Consider the following 17931-nt stretch of genomic DNA (forward strand, 5'->3'; position numbering starts at 1 on the left):
TCCTCGCGGGAAGCCGGTTGAACCTGCCCTAGACGGCCGCTTATGCAAACATAAGCCGCACGCCTGCGTTACAGGCCAGAGGTGGGCGCTTTGTGCGCCAAAAAAGGTGGTACCGCGGAACGCTTTTCCGTCCTTTTGCAAAAAAGGAGGAAAAGCGTTTTTTATTGGCCAGCCGCTTCGCAGAGCGGCTAGGCGATCCAACTCATGCCATTCAACACGCAAAGGAGGGAGGAACGCGATGAAACGGCAGCGCGTGGTGGTCAAAATCGGCAGCAGCTCGCTCACCGATCCGAAAGGCGGCCTTTGCCATGACAAACTGTTCGATCACGTTGAGGCGATCGCTTATCTCAAACAGCTCGGCCATGACGTCATTCTCATCACGTCCGGCGCTGTCGCCGCTGGTTTCGGACCTTTAGGCTACCCGGCGCGCCCGACGACAATCGCTGGGAAACAGGCAGCCGCAGCCGTCGGGCAAAGTTTGCTCATGCAGGCGTACAGCTCGGCGTTCGCCCAATTCGGCTTTACGGCCGCTCAGCTGTTGTTGACGCGCAGCGACTTTTACAGCCGCGAGCGGTTCCGCAACTTGTTTGCCACAATCACCACACTGCTTGAGAACGGCGCCGTGCCGATCATTAATGAAAACGACTCCGTTTCCATCGAAGAATTGACATTTGGCGACAATGACATGCTTTCGGCGCTTGTCGCCGGCTTTTTGCACGCTGATGCGCTCATTTTGCTTACGGACATTAACGGGTTGTATGACGCCAATCCGAAAACGAATCCGCAGGCGAAAAAATACGCCTTTTTGCCGGAAATCACCGATGAGATGATCGAAGCCGCCGGCGGCATCGGTTCAGCCGTCGGCACCGGCGGGATGCGCTCGAAGCTTCTCGCGGCTCGAAAAGCACTTTCGTTTGGCGTCAGCGTGTTCATCGGCACGGGAAGCGGCCGAGAAAAACTGGCTGATATTTTAGCTGGAAAAGGAGACGGCACGTACATCGGCGTTCCGTTTCCGAAACAAATGCAAATGCGCAAACAATGGATTGCCTATCATGCTCCTGTCGCCGGCATGATCACGGTCGACAGCGGGGCTGAAGAAGCGTTGCTTATGCGTGGGAAAAGTTTGCTCCCTGCTGGCGTAACAGCGGTTTCCGGCGACTTCCATGCGATGGATGTCGTGGATGTCGTCAATGAAAAAGGGATCACGATCGGACGCGGCCAAGTGTATTACGCCGCCGCCGATTTGAAAAAAGTGAAAGGGCGGCCGAGCGAAGAGGCCCGGCAATACTCTTACCTTCACCGCCCGGAAGTCATCCACCGCGACAATTGGGTCACGTTGCGAAAGGAGAGTGTATCGAAATGAGCGAACTGCTCGAAAAAGCCGAACGGTTGAAAACCGCCTCACAAACGCTCGCCATGCTGTCAGCGGAGGAAAAAAATGAGGCGTTGGAACAGATCGCCCAAACCCTTGACCGCGAACGCGCCTTCATTTTGCAAGAAAACGAGAAAGATATGGCCCAAGGCCGCGAACAAGGGCTGTCGCCGGCTTTGCTTGACCGGCTCCAACTCACCAATGAACGCCTGGACCAAATCATCGACGGCGTCCGCCAAGTCGCCTCGCTGCCTGACCCGGTCGGAGAAATCATCGCAGAGTGGACGCGGCCGAACGGGCTCCGCATCCAAACGGTGCGCGTGCCGCTTGGGGTCATTGGCATGGTGTACGAAGCGCGCCCGAACGTGACGGTCGATGCGGCGAGCCTTTGCTTGAAAACGGGCAACGCAGTTTTGCTTCGCGGCAGCACATCAGCGCTTCATTCGAACAAAGCGCTCGTTCGCGTCATGAAAGAAGCGCTCCGCACGACGACCGTTCCGGAAACGGCGATTGAACTGCTCGAAGACACGAGCCGGGAAACGGCGCAGCGTATGTTCCGTCTCAACAACTACTTGGATGTGCTCATCCCGCGCGGCGGAGCCGGGCTCATCCGCTCGGTCGTCGAAAACGCCACCGTGCCGGTGCTTGAGACCGGCGTCGGCAACTGTCATATTTTCGTCGATGAATCAGCCGAGCGGCAAATGGCCATCGAGATCGTCCTAAACGCCAAACTGCAGCGCCCATCGGTCTGCAATGCCGTCGAAACGGTGCTCATCCATGAGCGTTGGCCATATGCCGCCGACTTGCTTGAGACGCTTCACGCCCGCGGCGTCGAATTGCGCGGCGACCAACGTCTTGCCTCCGCCTATCCGTTTATCAGCGAGGCAACAGAAGATGACTGGTATACGGAATATTTGGCGCCGATTTTAGCGGTCAAACTGGTCGCCGATGTCGACGAGGCGATTGGCCACATCCGCCGCTACGGGACGAAGCACTCGGAAGCGATCATCACGGAAAACGAGGTGAACGTCCGCCGCTTTTTCCAGGCGGTCGACGCGGCGGTCTTGTACCATAACGCCTCAACCCGCTTCACGGACGGCGAACAGTTCGGCTACGGGGCGGAAATCGGCATCAGCACGCAAAAGCTGCACGCCCGCGGGCCGATGGGGCTTGTCGCCATCACGACGACAAAATCGCTCGTGTACGGGACGGGGCAAATTCGAACCGTGTAACCAAGGGCGGGAAGCGGGACCCCGCCCCTGCGCTCCCGTCCTTTTGACGCATACAACGATTAGGAAAGAAGGGGGGCCACGATGCCGTTCATTGATTTTCGCAGCGATACCGTGACCAAACTGACGCCAGAGATGCGCCGGGCGATGTCGGAAGCCGAAGTCGGCGACGACGTATACGGCGAAGATCCGACCCTCAATCGTTTAGAAGCGTTGGCGGCCAAAATGCTTGGAAAAGAAGACGCCTTGTTCGTCACGAGCGGCACGCAAGGAAATCAAGTCGCCATCTTGACGCATTGCCGCCCGGGGTTTCTGTGAAAATGTCGCACCGACGAGCCATGATTTTCACCCTGAGTGGAGAGCGGACCGCGGCTCATGGACCTTTCCGTGAAAATCCCATGCGGGAAGCGATGATGTTCGTCTCCGGGTGGAGGGCAAACCGTTGCTCGTGAGCCCTTTCTGTGAAAATCCCTGGCCGGCAATCCATGGTTTTCATCCCCAGGTAGAGGGCAAGACGTCGCCTATAGATTTGTTTCTGTCAACGTTCGCTTCGCGGTGCCGCAAACACCCAACAGCGGCTGCCGATGAAATTCACCGCCATGCCCATGATCGTGGCCGCACCTTTCGCGAGCCAAAGCGGTCCAAGCCGTTCGGCCGCCAACAAGACAACAAGCGACACCCCAAGCGACAGCCCGTTGACCGCAAGAAACCGAAGCAATTCCCCAATATTCGCCCTTTGCTTCATTTGAAACGTCCAGCGCCGATTCCAAACGTAGCTGTTCGCCACCCCGGCGCCATAAGACACGACCTGAGCGATGGCCGTGGGAACGCCCGCGGCGGTGAGCAGAAAAAAGACAGCGAAGTCGACCATCGTATTGCCCACCCCGACGACGGCAAACCGCCATATGGCTTGTTTTTCTTTACGGAAGGTAGGAAGGCTTTCGTTCATGTCTCATTCCGACTCCCCATGTTTCATTGATAATATATAGAGGCCGCTCTTTCACTTCATCGTAAATGCGGCCGATGTATTCACCGGTAATTCCAAGCATCGTCATCGTCGCTCCGTTGCAAAACAGCATGACTATCAAAAGCGATGCCCATCCGGCCACGGTCGAATGGGTGAACCATTTCAAGTACAATACCGCCATCATGCCGACCACACTTACCGCCGACAAAGCAAACCCAAGCCAGCTCGCCAATTTGAGCGGCTTATGCGAAAAAGACGTAATGCCGTCTACCGAAAAACGAATCATCTTCTTAAGTGGATACTTTGTCTCCCCAGCCAGCCGCGGCTCTCGCTCGTATTCCACCGCTATGTGCCGAAAACCGACCCAGCTGACAAGCCCCCGGACAAAACGATTTCGCTCTCGCATATAGCGTAACTGATTACACACTTTACGGTCAATGAGACGAAAATCGCCGGCATCAGCGGGAATGTCGATCTCGGTCGCCGCCCGCAGCAAGCGATAGAACACATACGCTGTCCATCGCTTGAACAACGTCTCCCCCTTCCGCTTGACGCGCCGAGCATAGACAACATCATACCCTTCTTTCCAACGCGCAATCATGTCCAAAATCAGTTCAGGAGGATCTTGCAAGTCGGCGTCAATGATGATGACAGCCTGGCCAGAGGCGTAATCCATTCCTGCTGTAATCGCGATTTGATGGCCGAAATTGCGGGAGAAGTCAATGTACTTCACCGTTTCATCTTTCACGGCCAGTTCCCTCAAGATATCGAGCGTCCCATCGGTGCTGCCGTCATTAACAAACAACAATTCATACGGCTCACCCGTTTGCTCCAGCACCGTTTTCAGCCGTCGGTACGTCTCACGGATCACGAGCGCTTCATTATAGACAGGAATAATGACAGAATAGGTCGCCATCGATTTCCCTCCTTGCTTCTATGGATTTCTTCGGCTACGAAGCTGATCAACCGCCAATGATCAGCTCGAATCAGCTTCATTTATTTTAATGGAGAATCCCATAAAAAACGCTTTTCTACGAATATCCTAGTTTTGAAAAACAGCGATGGATGTCGTCCGTTTTTCTCGCACCTTCTATCCGTTGTATACGTAGAGCGTCATTTCTCTGCGCTCCGCTCCACCGTCGAGGGCCTTTTGTCCGCCATTCCATTCTGAAAATGGAACTTCTTTGCAATGTGTTTGAATCCATTGAACAAGCTCATGATTTCCTCGCCCTTCACCGGAAAGGAGAAAATACTTCACCTCACCGTTGCGAGCCATTTCCTCTAGCTTCTTCGGCGTCAGTACGGGATCCGTTCCTCCGAATCCGCCCATCGCCATCACCGCTCGATCGGTGTGAAGCATCAACTCCGCCGCTTCGGTCGCACGGATGGTGGCCGCTAAATATTTGGCTTCACCCACATGCTGCTCCAAATAGGACACTAACGCTGTCAACAAGTGAGAAGTTTGCCACCGCCTTGCCCCATCGCCGGGTTGTCCCGTCTCTCCTCTCAGCAAACGCTCCTCTTGTCCATCCGGCATCCCGGCTGTCGGCATGGGCGCGCCTCTGTCTCGTTGTAAATCTGGTCCAGCGTATGGAATGGTGCTGTTTGTCCCATATAGCACTGGCGTCAGCGACCAATAGGCCGGCAATGCCAGCACGCCAATCAGCGCAGCTCGATAGACGATCCGCCTCCCATGCTCGCGGCCTTCCATCGCGAACCAAAGGCAAACCATTCCAAGGCCGTAAAATCCGACAGCAAGCGGCCATACCGGGGAGAACGAAGCACGGTATTGCCAGGCTGTCCATACTTCAAACGCATACGTCGCCACCAAGGCGGCCGGGAACAACCACATCGTCCGCCGTCCGCTGCACGCCAACAAGGCCAACATCGCGCCGCCCGCTCCCACTAATACCGCTATAGCCGGCGCCAGCATACTTAAATAATAGCGGTGATAAAATCCGGCAATGCTAAAAAATACGAGCATCGGACCAAGCCAGGCGAACCAAAAAAGCAAAAATTGATGAAACGCGGTCATCTGCCGGCGTCGCCATACGTCCATTCCCAAGCCGATCGCTACGACGGCTGCAAACGGCAACAGCCAGCTCGCCTGCCCGGCAAGCGGCAGTTGAAACAAAACCACACAAGTTTTTTTCAATTTGAAAAACAAGGTGGTGATACAACATGCTTCTTATCATCACCCATCTTCTATGGTTACGTTACATAGTGTTGGTGAAAGTTTGGTGAAAAAATGAAACGAGCGGACTAGATTTTCATTTTCCCGATGCCGGCCATGTGCTATGATCAGAGTAAAGGAGGTGAAACTCATGGAAGGAGAAACGATCGTGCAGCAAATTCTAAAGGCGCTTGACCTGCATTCCGGTCAACTCCGTCAACAAATGAAGGAAATGGAAGATCGATTGCGCGTCGAAATCCAAGATACAGAAAACCGATTGCGTGCCGAAATCCAAGATACAGAAAATCGATTGCGCGCCGAGATTCAGGATACAGAAAATCGGCTGTATGCCAAAATCCGCGAGACGGAAGACCGGTTGCACCAAAAGCTTTTAGATCTGGAAAAACGCACGGATGCTCGATTTGAGCGCTTGGAAACGAAAATGAACTATTGGCGCCTTGAATGGTCGGAAACGCAGGAAACGGTTGACTTCCTCGCCCGCAAAACCCTCCAACATGAACGAAAACTCCGTTCCCGGGCTGGACAAAACGAAATCTCCTAAAAACGAAAAAGAAACAAGCCAACCGGCCGCCAGCATGTTTTTGCTTGAGGGCCGGTTGAACTTTTGTCTCCTGTTTGCCGAATTCTTTTTTGGACAGACGACCGCCTTGAAGGATCATCGTTATGGCTTCAGCCACCAAAGCCAATACGGCGCCGACAGAAGCAGCACCGCCAAGACAATATATACATAAAACCAGCGGAACGCCCTTTCCTCCATCTTCCCACTCTCCCTCACACCCGGTATCTTCCTTATAACAAAAGGAGCGCTTGTCCGGCAAGAACAAACAGGCATTTCTGCCCAAAAAAGAAAAGAAACGCAGGGTCGTTCGTCTTCCCTCCGCTCCCTGAACGCGACCCAACGTCCGATCCCCGGACACGAAACAGGCCTCTCTGATGGCTTCCGAAAACGAGTCCGCCCATCACTCACATCCACACCCTTGCCGATCAAGAACGCGAGACTGAACGCAAGGCGAGGACAAGCGGATCCGGCTCCCCCGAACCGCTTTGGCCGCGTCCGCAAAACCTGCTATTGGAAAAACCGCGATAACGGCGCCGCATTCCTCGTTCCATCACCAGCTTTCGATGCGGCCATCCAACACGAAAAGGCAAGCTCCCAACAAGAGCCTGCCTTTTCGCCATGACCATCTATCGATTTGGTTCATATACATCCCACGTCCATTTGATCGACTCGACGATTTGCTCGGCCGCCTGTTCGGCTTCAAGCTCATTCAACACCACGCGGGAATGATGGAGGGCGTAAGCCGACTGCCGCTGGAAAAACAGCTGCTCCACCTCTTCCAACGTTTTGTTTTTCAGCACCGGGCGGCTGTCGACAATGAGCGGCAGCCGTTCCTCTTTCCAATAATCCCATGACAAGTCAAGGAAAAAGACGATGCCATGAGCGAGGCATGCGCGCCGCACCTCCTCCTGCAAATACGCGCCGCCGCCAAGCGAAAGGATTTTCAACCTTGTATTTGTGCATAAATCGACGATGAGTTCCCGTTCCACCTTTCGAAAATACGCTTCTCCTTTTTGCGCGAAAAGCTCCGGAATCGACATCCCTTGCCGCCGCTCGATTTCCGCGTCGACATCGATAAAATCGCGGTACAGCTTTTTCGCCACCAGCTGCCCGATCGTTGTTTTCCCCGCTCCCATAAAGCCGATTAAAATGATGTTCCGCTCGCGGAGCGGGATGGTGGTTTGCCTCTCCACGTTCCCTCACTCCCTTTTCAATCGCTCTTTCTAGATGACTGCCGGATGACGAGCTCTGGATGCAAAATCGTCCGTTTCGGCTCGCTGTCATCCCCTTTCATGCGTTCATGCAACCGCCGCGCCGCGCACGCACCGATCTTTTCTGGGAACGCGGCCACCGTCGTTAACGGTGGTTGAAACAACGCTGACTCTTGAATGTTGTCAAATCCCACGACCGCGATATCGCGTCCCGGAACGATTCCTTCCTCTTTTAAGCCGAGCATCGCCCCGAAGGCGACAACATCGTTATAACAAAAGAGCGCTGTCGGCGGGTTCGGTTGTTGCAAAACTCGTTTCGCCGCCATCCGCCCGCCCTGCCTTGTTGTCGCCGACGGCACAAGCAGCGCGTCATCCACCTCGATGCCTGCGGCACGCAACGCCTCGCCGTATCCCCTTTGGCGCGCCTTCCATACGGACGACTGCGGAGAACCGCCAATAAAGGCAATGCGGCGATGACCCTGATCGAGCAAATGCTCAGTCGCCATCCGCCCGCCGGCCACATTATCGATTCCGATATAATCAAACTGTCCAGCCGGAAGTTCATCACGAGCAAACAACACGACTGGAATATCCCATTGCCGCAGCCGCTCAACCATCTCGGTCGAACACCCCGGAACCGGGCTCATGATGACGCCGCCAACCCGATGCTCAAGCATCGTCGATAGTAATGCATCTTGTTTTTCCGGCCGGTCAAACGTCGTGCCTAAAATGACGGTATATCCTTCCTGATCAAGCGCCTCGTGGACGCCGACAAGCAGTTCGGAAAAAAACGGGTTGTCAAGTTCCGTAATAATCAACCCGACGGTGGAAGAGCGCTGCGAGCGCAAATTGGCGGCTACACGGTCATACACGTAGCCTAATTCTTTCATCGATCGAAGCACTTTTTCCCGTGTTTCTTTCGAAATATTCGAACTCCCACGAACAACAAGCGAGGCTGTCGCCCGCGACACGCCGGCATGCTTGGCCACTTGTTCGAGCGTCACACGGGAGCGCTTTTTATCCGACACGGTTCGAATCACCTGCTTTACCGTTGCTTTAACCTACTAAAAGTATAAACGGTTGCTGCAAACAGTGTCAACGCACAGCGCCGGCTGGGCAGGAAAAAGGCGCCTCATCGTTCGTTATCCAAACAACGCAAAAAAAAAGCCCGGCGATCTCCAAACGAGAAGCCGAGAGTCAACTGCCCGCCGCATGAACTACCCGCCACCTACGCTTTGCTGAGAGGCGGGGGCTTCAAGCGACTTGTGCATGTTCGCTGAACGGCAAGCCACACAAAAACCCTTTATGCTTCCCCGCGTTCCGAAGGTGTCCGTTCTAACCATCTATTTATCATATTGGTTGGCTATCGTCCCCCCCGAAATTCATCTCCCACTTTCACTTTGTTTCGAAGTGGGAGACTTCTTTCGGAACGTTAAATAATCTCTTTTTCTCTTAACTTCTGAATGTCCTCCTCGGACAGGCCAAGCATTGTCTGCAAAATCTCTTCCGTATGCTCCCCTAAATCGGGCGCAATACGGCGCACCGCGCCCGGCGTTTTTTCAAATTTCGGCACGATGCCGGGCACTTTAATTTTGCCAAGGCGCGGATGGGCGACTTCAATGATGTTTTCCCGTGCTTGATAGTGCGGATGCTCAAAAATGTCTTTAATGCTTAAAATCGGACTGACCGGCACCCCATGCTCATCCAAAATGCGGAGCAGTTCATCGCGCGGCTTGGTGCGGATCCAGTCGGCGACGATGCCGTTTGTTTCTTCATGATGGGCGAGGCGCCGTTCATTCGTACAAAACTTCTCATTGGTCAACAAATCTTCGCGGCCCATCGCTTTCGCCAGCCGTTCGAACGTCGAATCGGTGCTCGTCACCAACACGACCCAATGCCCGTCCTTTGTCATAAACGTGCCGGCCGGGCTCGAATGCCCGGACAATCCCGGCGACCGCTCGCGCACTTTGCCCAACTGGTCATATTCAGCGATCAAAAATTCCATCATGCGGAATACCGATTCGTAAAGGCCGATATCGACCATTTGCCCTTCCCCATCGGGGTGAACATCGCGGTAATAAATGGCGGTCACCGCTGCAAAGGCGACATAAATGCCGGTAATGTAGTCAGTTAACGAAAACGATGGGCTGACCGGTGGACGGTCCGGATACCCTTGCAAATACGTAAACCCGCTGAACGCCGTCGCCGGCGTGCCAAACCCGGCTTTTTCGCGAAACGGCCCCGTTTGTCCGTAACCAGAGACGCGAATCATGACCAAATTCGGATTGATTTGTTTCAGCTCTTCATATCCGCCTCCCCATTTTTCCAACGTGCCAGGGCGGAAGTTTTCAATGACAATATCGACGTGGCGGACAAGTTGTTTGAAAATGTTCATTCCTTCTTCTTTGCGCAAATCCAACGTGAGCGACCGTTTATTGCGCGCCAACCCCGGCCAGCGAAGCGGTTCTCCATCCTTAAACGGCCCGACATGGCGCAAGGTGTCCCCTTTCCCCGGCAACTCCACTTTAATGACATCGGCGCCAAAATCGCCGAGCAATACCGCACCGAACGGCGCCGCGATCATCGTTGAAACATCGAGCACTTTGACACCCTCCAACGGCAAACGACCCATGATGCTCTCCTCCCCCAAAGTCCAATTATTGGCTGTATTTCATGATGACCGACAATACATCTCTGACTTCTTCAATGGGAATTTGCCCCGGAGCTGAGCTTTGTTGGCCAACGGCAAACGTGACGGCCGAACCGAACAATCCCCCGACCAAACGAGTGATGGCGCCCAATCCTCCCATCGACATCGTAATGAGTGGGATCTCCAACCCCTGCCGCGCCTCCTCGGTCGCTTGCAACAAGGCAAGAACGTCTTGTCGTGATGTTGGCATGACCGCCACTTTGGCGATATCGGCACCATGTTGCTCAGCTTGGCGCATTTTGGCGACAAGTTCTTCCTTAGATGGCGTACAATCAAAATTATGATAGGACAAAACGAGACGCACTCCATAGCAGCGGGTCAGCTGACGGACAGCGGGGACATAGGGCTCATGGGCAAGCTCGTAATCAAGCAAATCGATCGCGCCGCTTTGGCACACTGTTTCAAACAACCGCAGCTTTTCCTCTTCTGTCAAGGAAATCGGTCGGCCGCCCTCCAGTTCGGAACGAACCGTAAACAAAATCGGGATGTCTCCGGCGATCGCCCGCATCTCTCTCGCCGTTGCCGCCACTTGCTGTTCGTCATGAATCGCCTGGAAAAAGTCCGCACGCCATTCAATCAGATGCGGCTTTTTCGCGCTGATTTGCCTTGTTTCCTCTAACACTTGCCCCGCATCCGCTCCAACGACCGGGGCGCAAATGCACGGCTCGTCTCCCCCAATCAAGACATTGCGCACACGGACGGCGCGTTTTGAAATCGCCATATGCTCTTCCCCCTTATGGTCGATAACCTAGTTTTTCTGAAATCGCTTGCGCTCCTTCTTTCACGATCGTTTCGAACTTCTCGAGCACGTCCGGCGTAAACCGATGCGTCGGCCCGGAGATGGACAAGCAGGCGCTAACTTCCCCACGGATATTGAAAATCGGCGCCGCAACGGCCGCAGAGCCGACTTCCCGTTCATCGATGCTAGACGCAACGCCGCGCTCCCGAATCACCTCAAGCTCCGCCGCTAGACGAGCCAAGCGTTCCTTTGTCGGCATTTGCGCGAAAATTCGCTCTTGAAAGGCGGGCGATTGGTATGCCAACAATACTTTTCCTCCCGCGCCCGCCCAAAGCGGCAGCCGCTCGCCGATTCTCACCATATGGCGCAGCGCCTGAAGCCCCTCGCACTGTTCGACGCAAACGCGGGCATCTTGTTCCAGCACGTATAAGTTCACCGTCTCCCGCGTCTCGTCGCGCAGCCGCTCCATCACAGGCCGCGCGATTTCCCGCACTTTAATCGATTTGCCGGCAATATATCCTAAATAGTACAATCCTTGTCCAAGACGGTACTTTAACGTCTCCGGATCTTTGACGACCAAGCGGTTTTGCTCCAGCGTAGCGAGCAGGCGCGTTGTCGTTGATTTGGCCAGCGAAATTTTTTTCGCAATTTCGGTGAGCGATAACGCTTGTTCCTCCAGGGTGAAACAATATAAGATGTCAATGGCCCGTTGCACCGTGCGCAAGCTCGTCTCATGTTTCTTTTCTTCCGTCAACTCGTTCATTGTCCCTCCTTTCTTCATTGTTCCGACAAATGGAATTTAATTTCTATCAGTGGAACTCTATTTTCATTTTAGCATCTTGTCTCATCGCTATTCAAGCATTTTTCACTTTTCTTTACATTTTCGATTTCAGAGGAAATATAGCTAGACAACGACGCTCCGCAAATGGAGAAGGTTTATGCAGCTTGACCTTCCCGATCTTCGAGAATCAGCGATTGAGAAGAAATGCCGCTTTTTGCCGAACTCTTCTTTTGACATCCATAAGTTCCCGCCCCATTGATTTTCATGACTCATCGCATAAATAGTTCAAATTTTTCAGCAAGTTATAGACAAAAGAAAGTGAAATTTGTTATAATCCATTCAAGAGTTCCATTGATAGAAAATGAATTACATAGAACGGAACAAAGAGAAGGAGGGACGAACGACAAGACTTTCGGCTTCACTGTAAAAGGAAGACAAACAACGTTGTCAAACCGTTTAGCCCAACACTTGCTATGGAACCATCATTTCTCATAAATCTCACGTCCATTTTTTTCACTAAGAACTGTATACGTTTTCCTACTAAGAACCAAACAAGGATGGTGAATGACCATGAAGAAAAAACGACGTTGGGCGATTGCATTTTTGATCGCCTTAGGAGTCATTATCAACTATTTTGATCGCATTAACATGTCGGTCGGCATTCAGCCGCTGTCGAAAGAATTCAGCCTAACGCCCGGACAGCTTGGCATTTTGTTGTCAGCCTTTGCTTGGTCGTACGCCATTTTGCAAATTCCAGCCGGCGTTATTCTCGATAAAATCGGCGTCAAATGGGTGACGCGCGTTGGAACGATCATTTGGACGGCGGCGTGTTTCTTGACCGCCATCGCCAGCGGACAAGGGCTTGTCATGTTATCGCGCGTCTTGTTGGGCATCGGGGAAGCTCCGTATTTCCCGTCAGCCGCCAAAGCGGTCGGTCAATGGTTCCCGCGTCATGAGCGAGCCACCGCGATTTCCCTTTATGACGCCCAATCAAAGCTGTCGAACGCCATCGGCACCCCGATTATCGCTTGGATCATCACCGAGTGGGGATGGCGGGCTGGATTTTATACGACCGCGGTGCTCAGCTTGATTTACGCCGTCATCTTCTGGGTGACATACCGCGACCCGCATGAAGACAAACGGCTGTCCAAAGAAGAGTACGATTACATCGTCCAAGGCGGGGCGCAAAAGTCGGACGAAACATCCGGAAACGTTTGGGAGACGATTCGGTATTTGCTGACGAAGAAAAAAGTGTGGGCGACATTGATCGGGTTTGCCGCCTACGGTTACTCATGGTTTTTGTTTCTCACGTGGCTGCCCGGCTATTTGGCGACGGAAATGCACATGTCGGTGTTGAAATCGGGCTGGTACGCCTCAATTCCATGGATCGTCGGCACGATTTCGGAAATCGTGATCGGCGGATGGCTCGTCGACCGGCTCATCAACAAAGGAGGCCATTCGACGCGCGTGCGAAAAACGTTTTTAGTCATCGGCATGCTGCTCGGACTGTCTGTCATCGGCGCCGCCTTTACGACAAATCCGAACATTGCGATTCTTTGCATTTCGATTGCACTCGGCGGCTTAGTCATCACATCATCGATCGCCTACAGCATTCCGACCTTTATTGCTCCTAAAGGAACTGTTGGAACATTAACCGGCCTTTTGACGTTCGGCAACAACTCGATGGCAATTGTCGCACCGATCGTCACCGGCTTTATCGTTCAAGCGACCGGCTCGTTTATGTACGCGTTTCTCGTTGCGGCGCTTATTTTGCTCGGCGGCATTTTCAGTTATATCTTTTTGCTAACCGATTTGGAGCCGATCGAGCCGATCCCAAAGCCTGAAGCAGCTCAAAGAACAGTCATCCCACACATCAAAGCGTGATAAACAAGCTAGGAGCGCCTTCACCCGAGCGATGAACAAGCCGGATGGAGGCGCTTTTTCATCAGTTCGCTGCCGAATGATGTGAGATTGCACTAGCCACATTCAAAACAATGGTCCGAAGCCTCGACAGCGGCTCTCGGACCTACCTTTTCTCGCAATGACTTCTGTCCTTCCAAGATCAAGTTTGCATCAATGCCCCGCAAACCACCCAAGCGGCACGGTCACAAGAGACGGGAAGAAAATCAACAAAAGCAACAGGAGCGTTTCCACAAGCAAAAATGGCCAAACTCCTTTCATAATGTCTTCCATGCTGATTTTCCCGACCCCGCAGGCGACGTTCAGCACCGTGCCGACCGGCGGCGTGAGCAGCCCGATGCAGTTGTTCAGGATAAACAGCACCCCGAAGTACACCGGATCGATTCCCGCCTTTTCGATAATCGGCATCAACACCGGCGTCAAAATGAGCACTGTCGGCGTCAAGTCCATCGCTGTTCCGACCAATAGCACCAACGCGTTAATGGCCAGCAGCAGCGCCAGCGGATGATCGATGAGCGGCGCGAGCACATCTGTCACGATCGACGGAATGTTGGCGACCGTAATGAGCCAGGCCGACACCATGGCGGCGGCCACCAAAAACATGACGACGCTTGTCGTTTTCGCCGCGGCCACGAGCACGTGGAACAAGTCTTTCAATTTCAGCTCGCGGTAAATGCATAGACCGACAAACAACGCGTAAAACGCGGCCACGACCGCCGCCTCGGTCGGCGTAAACACCCCTCCGCGCAGCCCGCCGACGATGATCGCCGGCAAAATCAGCGCCCAAAACGCCTCGCGGGTCGCCCGCCAAATGTCTTTCGCCGATTGGCGCGGAAGCACCTCGGCTTGATCCCTCCGCGTCACCCACCACCAGCAGACCGCCAAAGAAATCCCAAGCAGAATCCCCGGAACGATGCCGGCCATAAACAATTTCGTAATCGACACGCCGCTTGTGACCCCGAAAATGATCATCGGAATGCTCGGCGGGATGATCGGGGCGATGATGCCGCCGGCGGCGATGAGGCCGGCTGACCGGTTGCGGTTGTACCCAGCTTTGACCATCATCGGGATGAGAATGGCCCCAAGCGCCGCTGTATCGGCCACCGCCGACCCCGACAACCCGGCGAACAACACGCTCGCGATGATCGCCACATACCCGAGCCCGCCGCGGATATGGCCGACAAGCGCCATCGCAAAGCGGATGATCCGCTTCGAAATGCCCCCGGCGTTCATGAGCTCCCCGGCGAGCATAAAGAACGGAATCGCCATCAGCGGAAAGCTGTCTGCGCCGCTGATCAAGTTTTGCGCGATGATTTGCGTATCAAAAATGTCCAAATAAAACATCAAGGCGACGCCGCTGACCAAGAGCGCAAACGCGATCGGCATCCCGAGCGCCATGACCCCTAACAGCGACCCGATAAAAACGACCAACGCCATTTACCGCTCACCTCCAGCGGCGCCTTGCGTTCGCCCGTGCGCCCATTCTGCCGCTTCGTGCTCGACGGGAGCGGCCGCCATGATTGCTTCTTCGGATTCTTTCATTCTCGTCAACTCGTCAATCGCCCCGGTGCGAAACAGCGCCTGATACAGATGAAACAAGATGATGAGGCCCATGCCGATGCTCACGACAAGCCCAGTTCCGTAGATGAACGCCATCGGCAGCCCGGTCGCCGGAGCCCGGCTTCCGACACTGCTGAGCGTAATTTTCCAGCTTCCGTCAAACAGCAAATAGAGCACGTAAAGCACGATGGCGTTGCTGATGACAAACACGATGCGCTTGGCGCCGGTCGGCAGCTTTCTCACCAATGTGTCGACGCCTAGATGGTCATTGTCCTTCAAAGCACCAATGGCTCCAAGAAACGACATCCAAATGAAGAGAAAGCGCGACATTTCTTCCGACCAAGTGATGCCGGAGTTAAACCCATAGCGGAGTACGACATTGCCGAACACAAGAATGGACATGAAAGCGAGACAGAACGCCATCAATGCGTTGAGCGTCTTCTCCAGAACGGCTCCGATCCTTTTCATCGTTGTTCCCTCCAAGTCTGAAAGAATGGAAGGACTCTTAAGGGGCAGTCCCCCTTAAGAGCCGGCTTTGCCATTCTGTTATTTTCCTGCTTCAATCAATTCGTTCACTAAATCTTGCCCAAATTTCGGCGCATATTTTTGATAGATTGGCTGCACTTTTTCCACGAATTTTTGCTTCTCTTCCGGGGACAGCTCGGTAATGACCATTCCTTGCTGTTTCAAATAGTCGAACATTTTCTCATCTTCTTCTTGATTGAGCTTTCGCTGATAGTCTCTTGCTTCTTCCGCCGCTTTTGTAATGATGTCTTTTTCTTTGTCCGTCAACGTGTCCCAAAACTTTTTGCTGATGAGCAGCGGGCTCGCATTGTAGACGTGGCCGGTTTTCGTCAAATATTTTTGCACTTCGTAAAACTTATTGATTGCGACATTCCCGACAGGGTTTTCCTGGCCGTCTACAACGTGTTGTTCTAAAGCGGTGAACAGCTCGGTAAAGGCCATCGGTACCGGAGTGGCTCCTAACTCTTTCCACAAGTCAATATGAAGGTCATTTTCCAACGTCCGAATTTTCAACCCTTTAATGTCATCCACGCTTTTGACTTCCCGCACGTTGTTCGTCAAATGGCGGAAGCCGTTTTCCCAATAGTTCAGGCCGATCACGCCGACAGACGGCAAATCGTTGAGCAAGTCTTGACCGATTTTCCCATCCAGCACTTTGTAAGCGGTTTCCCGATCTTTGAATAAAAACGGCAAGTCTAACACCCCAAGGCGCGGCGCAAAGGAAGCGATCGGACCGGTCGACATCGTCGATCCTTGGATGGTTCCCATCTTCAGCGCTTCAAACACCGCCAAATCTCCCCCAAGCTGCCCATCCGGATACACTTCGACTTTGATCGATCCGTTTGTCTCTTTTTCCACGATTTCGGCAAATTTGTACAGCCCTTTCGTCAACGAACGGTCTTTTGATGTCGCGACGGCCATCTTCATCACTTTTGGTTCTGCTTTTTTCGCCGCACCGCCTCCTTGCGGCTCAGATTTCGATGAGCACCCCGCAAGCACCAACAGGCAGGCAAACAACAACACCAACATCTTTTTCATTACCTTTTCCCCCTTCTTTCCTCTATAGTGCAATGGTTGATGCAGCCGAACGGATCAACCGGCTGGCATCGTGTTGTATGTTGAACCCGCATTCCCGTTTTGCCGCAGGCCATTCTGTTCTCTCTCGACCGCGGCCGGTCATGCGGGAAACAACCAAATGAATGGAGCATTTATTTTTAATAAACAGAATTAATATATAAAATTTTCATATAACTATGAATACGTGTATGGCAGCCTCCCTTGTAGGAAGCGCTGCCAAACTTTTGTTTATCGATCACGCCGATAGATCGCTTTGCTCCGTGACATGACGAGCAAAATAGTCTTTCGCCGACTGCAGGCAACGTCGCGCATGCTCTTCGTAGCCCAATTCCTTTACACGCTTGATGTTTGGCAGCTCGATCGAGCAGGGAATTTCCGGAATGCGACGGACAATGTCGGCAATATCAATCCCGCCTTCGCCGATGTACAGCCGCTCTTCGCGGAGAATTCTCGTCATCTCTTCTTTTGACGCCGGAATCTCGCCCGGCGCGTCGCAAAGATGGAGAAAATGGAACCATTCCCGCGGCACGGCTTCCAGCGCTTCTGGCGAATCGCCAGCGCGATGAAAATGATGCAAATCAATCATAACGCCAGCATTGTCTTTCCTTACCGTCTTTAACACATCGACGACTCCTGCCAAATTCGTCACCGCTGCAATCGGCACGTACTCCAAATCAACCGTCAACCCGTATGGTTCCGCCAGTTCGCACAGCTCGGCAAATCGCTCGATGTAAACACTGCGGTCGGTCGTCCAAATGCTGCTTAAGACGTGGCGGCCGCCCAGTTCAGCCGCCACTTCCAAGGCCGGTTCATACCGTTTTGGATCCGTATCGGCATCAATGCGGGCCAGCTCAATATCCAGCAGATTGACGCCGGTTTCCCGCAACGCTGCTTTCGTCTCACGCAACAGCTGTGGATTTTCCGCCAACGCATAGTTTGGCTCGCCGGGCAGCCCCATGTAGATGATCCGAAAACTGACGTAATCATACCCTGCCCGGGCGGCAATATGCGCCATCTCCGGCGGCGGGCAGCCGAGCACCGTCAAATGGGCCAATGAAAAGGTTCTCGCCATATCCTTCCCCCCGAT

Annotated in this window: 16 protein-coding genes and 1 pseudogene; 5 read left to right on the forward strand and 12 right to left on the reverse strand. The window is 53.5% G+C overall.

Annotation, left to right across the window (positions count from 1 at the left end; all coding sequences use genetic code 11):
* The first annotated feature begins 238 nt into the window (after window positions 1-238).
* The 3 genes and pseudogenes from proB to ABS784_RS13015 form a co-directional block, all read left to right on the forward strand.
* Window positions 239-1363, forward strand: a complete 1125-nt coding sequence (gene proB / locus ABS784_RS13005) for a glutamate 5-kinase (RefSeq protein ID WP_011231534.1) — start codon at window positions 239-241, stop codon at window positions 1361-1363.
* Window positions 1360-2604 (forward strand): glutamate-5-semialdehyde dehydrogenase, encoded by a 1245-nt coding sequence (locus ABS784_RS13010; protein ID WP_081212790.1) that lies wholly within the window; start codon window positions 1360-1362, stop codon window positions 2602-2604. Before proB ends, ABS784_RS13010 begins: the two co-directional genes overlap by 4 nt.
* 81 nt (window positions 2605-2685) lie before the next feature.
* Window positions 2686-2910: pseudogene (locus ABS784_RS13015) on the forward strand (beta-eliminating lyase-related protein); the annotation flags it as partial.
* Window positions 2911-3139: 229 nt separating this feature from the next.
* Here ABS784_RS13015 and ABS784_RS13020 read toward each other — a convergent pair.
* The 3 genes from ABS784_RS13020 to ABS784_RS13030 form a co-directional block, all read right to left on the reverse strand.
* A complete protein-coding gene (locus ABS784_RS13020; RefSeq protein ID WP_011231537.1) occupies window positions 3140-3550 on the reverse strand; it encodes a GtrA family protein in 411 nt (136 codons plus the stop codon).
* The gene (locus tag ABS784_RS13025) at window positions 3522-4484 is read right to left on the reverse strand and encodes a glycosyltransferase family 2 protein (protein ID WP_352512749.1); all 963 of its coding nucleotides are present in this window, start codon (window positions 4482-4484) and stop codon (window positions 3522-3524) included. The genes ABS784_RS13020 and ABS784_RS13025 overlap by 29 nt, the downstream gene beginning before the upstream one ends.
* Window positions 4485-4658: 174 nt before the next feature.
* Window positions 4659-5708, reverse strand: a complete 1050-nt coding sequence (locus ABS784_RS13030; protein ID WP_255515199.1) for a TgpA N-terminal domain-containing protein — start codon at window positions 5706-5708, stop codon at window positions 4659-4661.
* Window positions 5709-5892: 184 nt separating this feature from the next.
* On the opposite strand from ABS784_RS13030, the gene ABS784_RS13035 reads away from it, so the two are divergent.
* Window positions 5893-6303 (forward strand): hypothetical protein, encoded by a 411-nt coding sequence (locus ABS784_RS13035; RefSeq protein WP_020278605.1) that lies wholly within the window; start codon window positions 5893-5895, stop codon window positions 6301-6303.
* A 644-nt stretch (window positions 6304-6947) separates the two neighbouring features.
* Here the strand turns inward: ABS784_RS13035 and ABS784_RS13040 are convergent.
* The 5 genes from ABS784_RS13040 to ABS784_RS13060 form a co-directional block, all read right to left on the reverse strand.
* A complete protein-coding gene (locus ABS784_RS13040; protein ID WP_020278602.1) occupies window positions 6948-7514 on the reverse strand; it encodes a shikimate kinase in 567 nt (188 codons plus the stop codon).
* A 17-nt stretch (window positions 7515-7531) separates the two neighbouring features.
* Window positions 7532-8560: a LacI family DNA-binding transcriptional regulator gene (locus ABS784_RS13045; RefSeq protein WP_031212350.1), complete on the reverse strand. Its 1029-nt coding sequence runs from the start codon at window positions 8558-8560 to the stop codon at window positions 7532-7534.
* Between the two features lie 404 nt (window positions 8561-8964).
* The gene (locus tag ABS784_RS13050) at window positions 8965-10164 is read right to left on the reverse strand and encodes a CaiB/BaiF CoA transferase family protein (RefSeq protein WP_023633533.1); all 1200 of its coding nucleotides are present in this window, start codon (window positions 10162-10164) and stop codon (window positions 8965-8967) included.
* Between the two features lie 25 nt (window positions 10165-10189).
* Window positions 10190-10963: a type I 3-dehydroquinate dehydratase gene (gene aroD, locus ABS784_RS13055; RefSeq protein ID WP_023633532.1), complete on the reverse strand. Its 774-nt coding sequence runs from the start codon at window positions 10961-10963 to the stop codon at window positions 10190-10192.
* Between the two features lie 13 nt (window positions 10964-10976).
* Window positions 10977-11744, reverse strand: a complete 768-nt coding sequence (locus tag ABS784_RS13060) for an IclR family transcriptional regulator (protein WP_033012396.1) — start codon at window positions 11742-11744, stop codon at window positions 10977-10979.
* Between the two features lie 588 nt (window positions 11745-12332).
* Here ABS784_RS13060 and ABS784_RS13065 point away from each other — a divergent pair.
* Complete coding sequence (locus tag ABS784_RS13065) at window positions 12333-13646, forward strand: MFS transporter (RefSeq protein ID WP_174435184.1); 1314 nt, start codon at window positions 12333-12335, stop codon at window positions 13644-13646.
* A gap of 189 nt (window positions 13647-13835) precedes the next feature.
* On the opposite strand, the gene ABS784_RS13070 is transcribed toward ABS784_RS13065, so the two are convergent.
* The 4 genes from ABS784_RS13070 to ABS784_RS13085 form a co-directional block, all read right to left on the reverse strand.
* On the reverse strand, window positions 13836-15119 hold the full coding sequence (locus ABS784_RS13070) for a TRAP transporter large permease subunit (RefSeq protein WP_352512754.1): 1284 nt from the start codon (window positions 15117-15119) through the stop codon (window positions 13836-13838).
* The gene (locus ABS784_RS13075; protein WP_352512756.1) at window positions 15120-15710 is read right to left on the reverse strand and encodes a TRAP transporter small permease; all 591 of its coding nucleotides are present in this window, start codon (window positions 15708-15710) and stop codon (window positions 15120-15122) included.
* A 78-nt stretch (window positions 15711-15788) separates the two neighbouring features.
* Entirely contained in the window at window positions 15789-16805 is a 1017-nt protein-coding gene (locus ABS784_RS13080) for a TRAP transporter substrate-binding protein (RefSeq protein WP_031212347.1), read from the reverse strand.
* Between the two features lie 274 nt (window positions 16806-17079).
* Window positions 17080-17916 (reverse strand): sugar phosphate isomerase/epimerase family protein, encoded by an 837-nt coding sequence (locus ABS784_RS13085; RefSeq protein ID WP_023633527.1) that lies wholly within the window; start codon window positions 17914-17916, stop codon window positions 17080-17082.
* Window positions 17917-17931 lie beyond the last annotated feature (15 nt).

This window comes from Geobacillus sp. G4 (assembly GCF_040327975.1).
Taxonomy (GTDB): domain Bacteria; phylum Bacillota; class Bacilli; order Bacillales; family Anoxybacillaceae; genus Geobacillus; species Geobacillus thermoleovorans.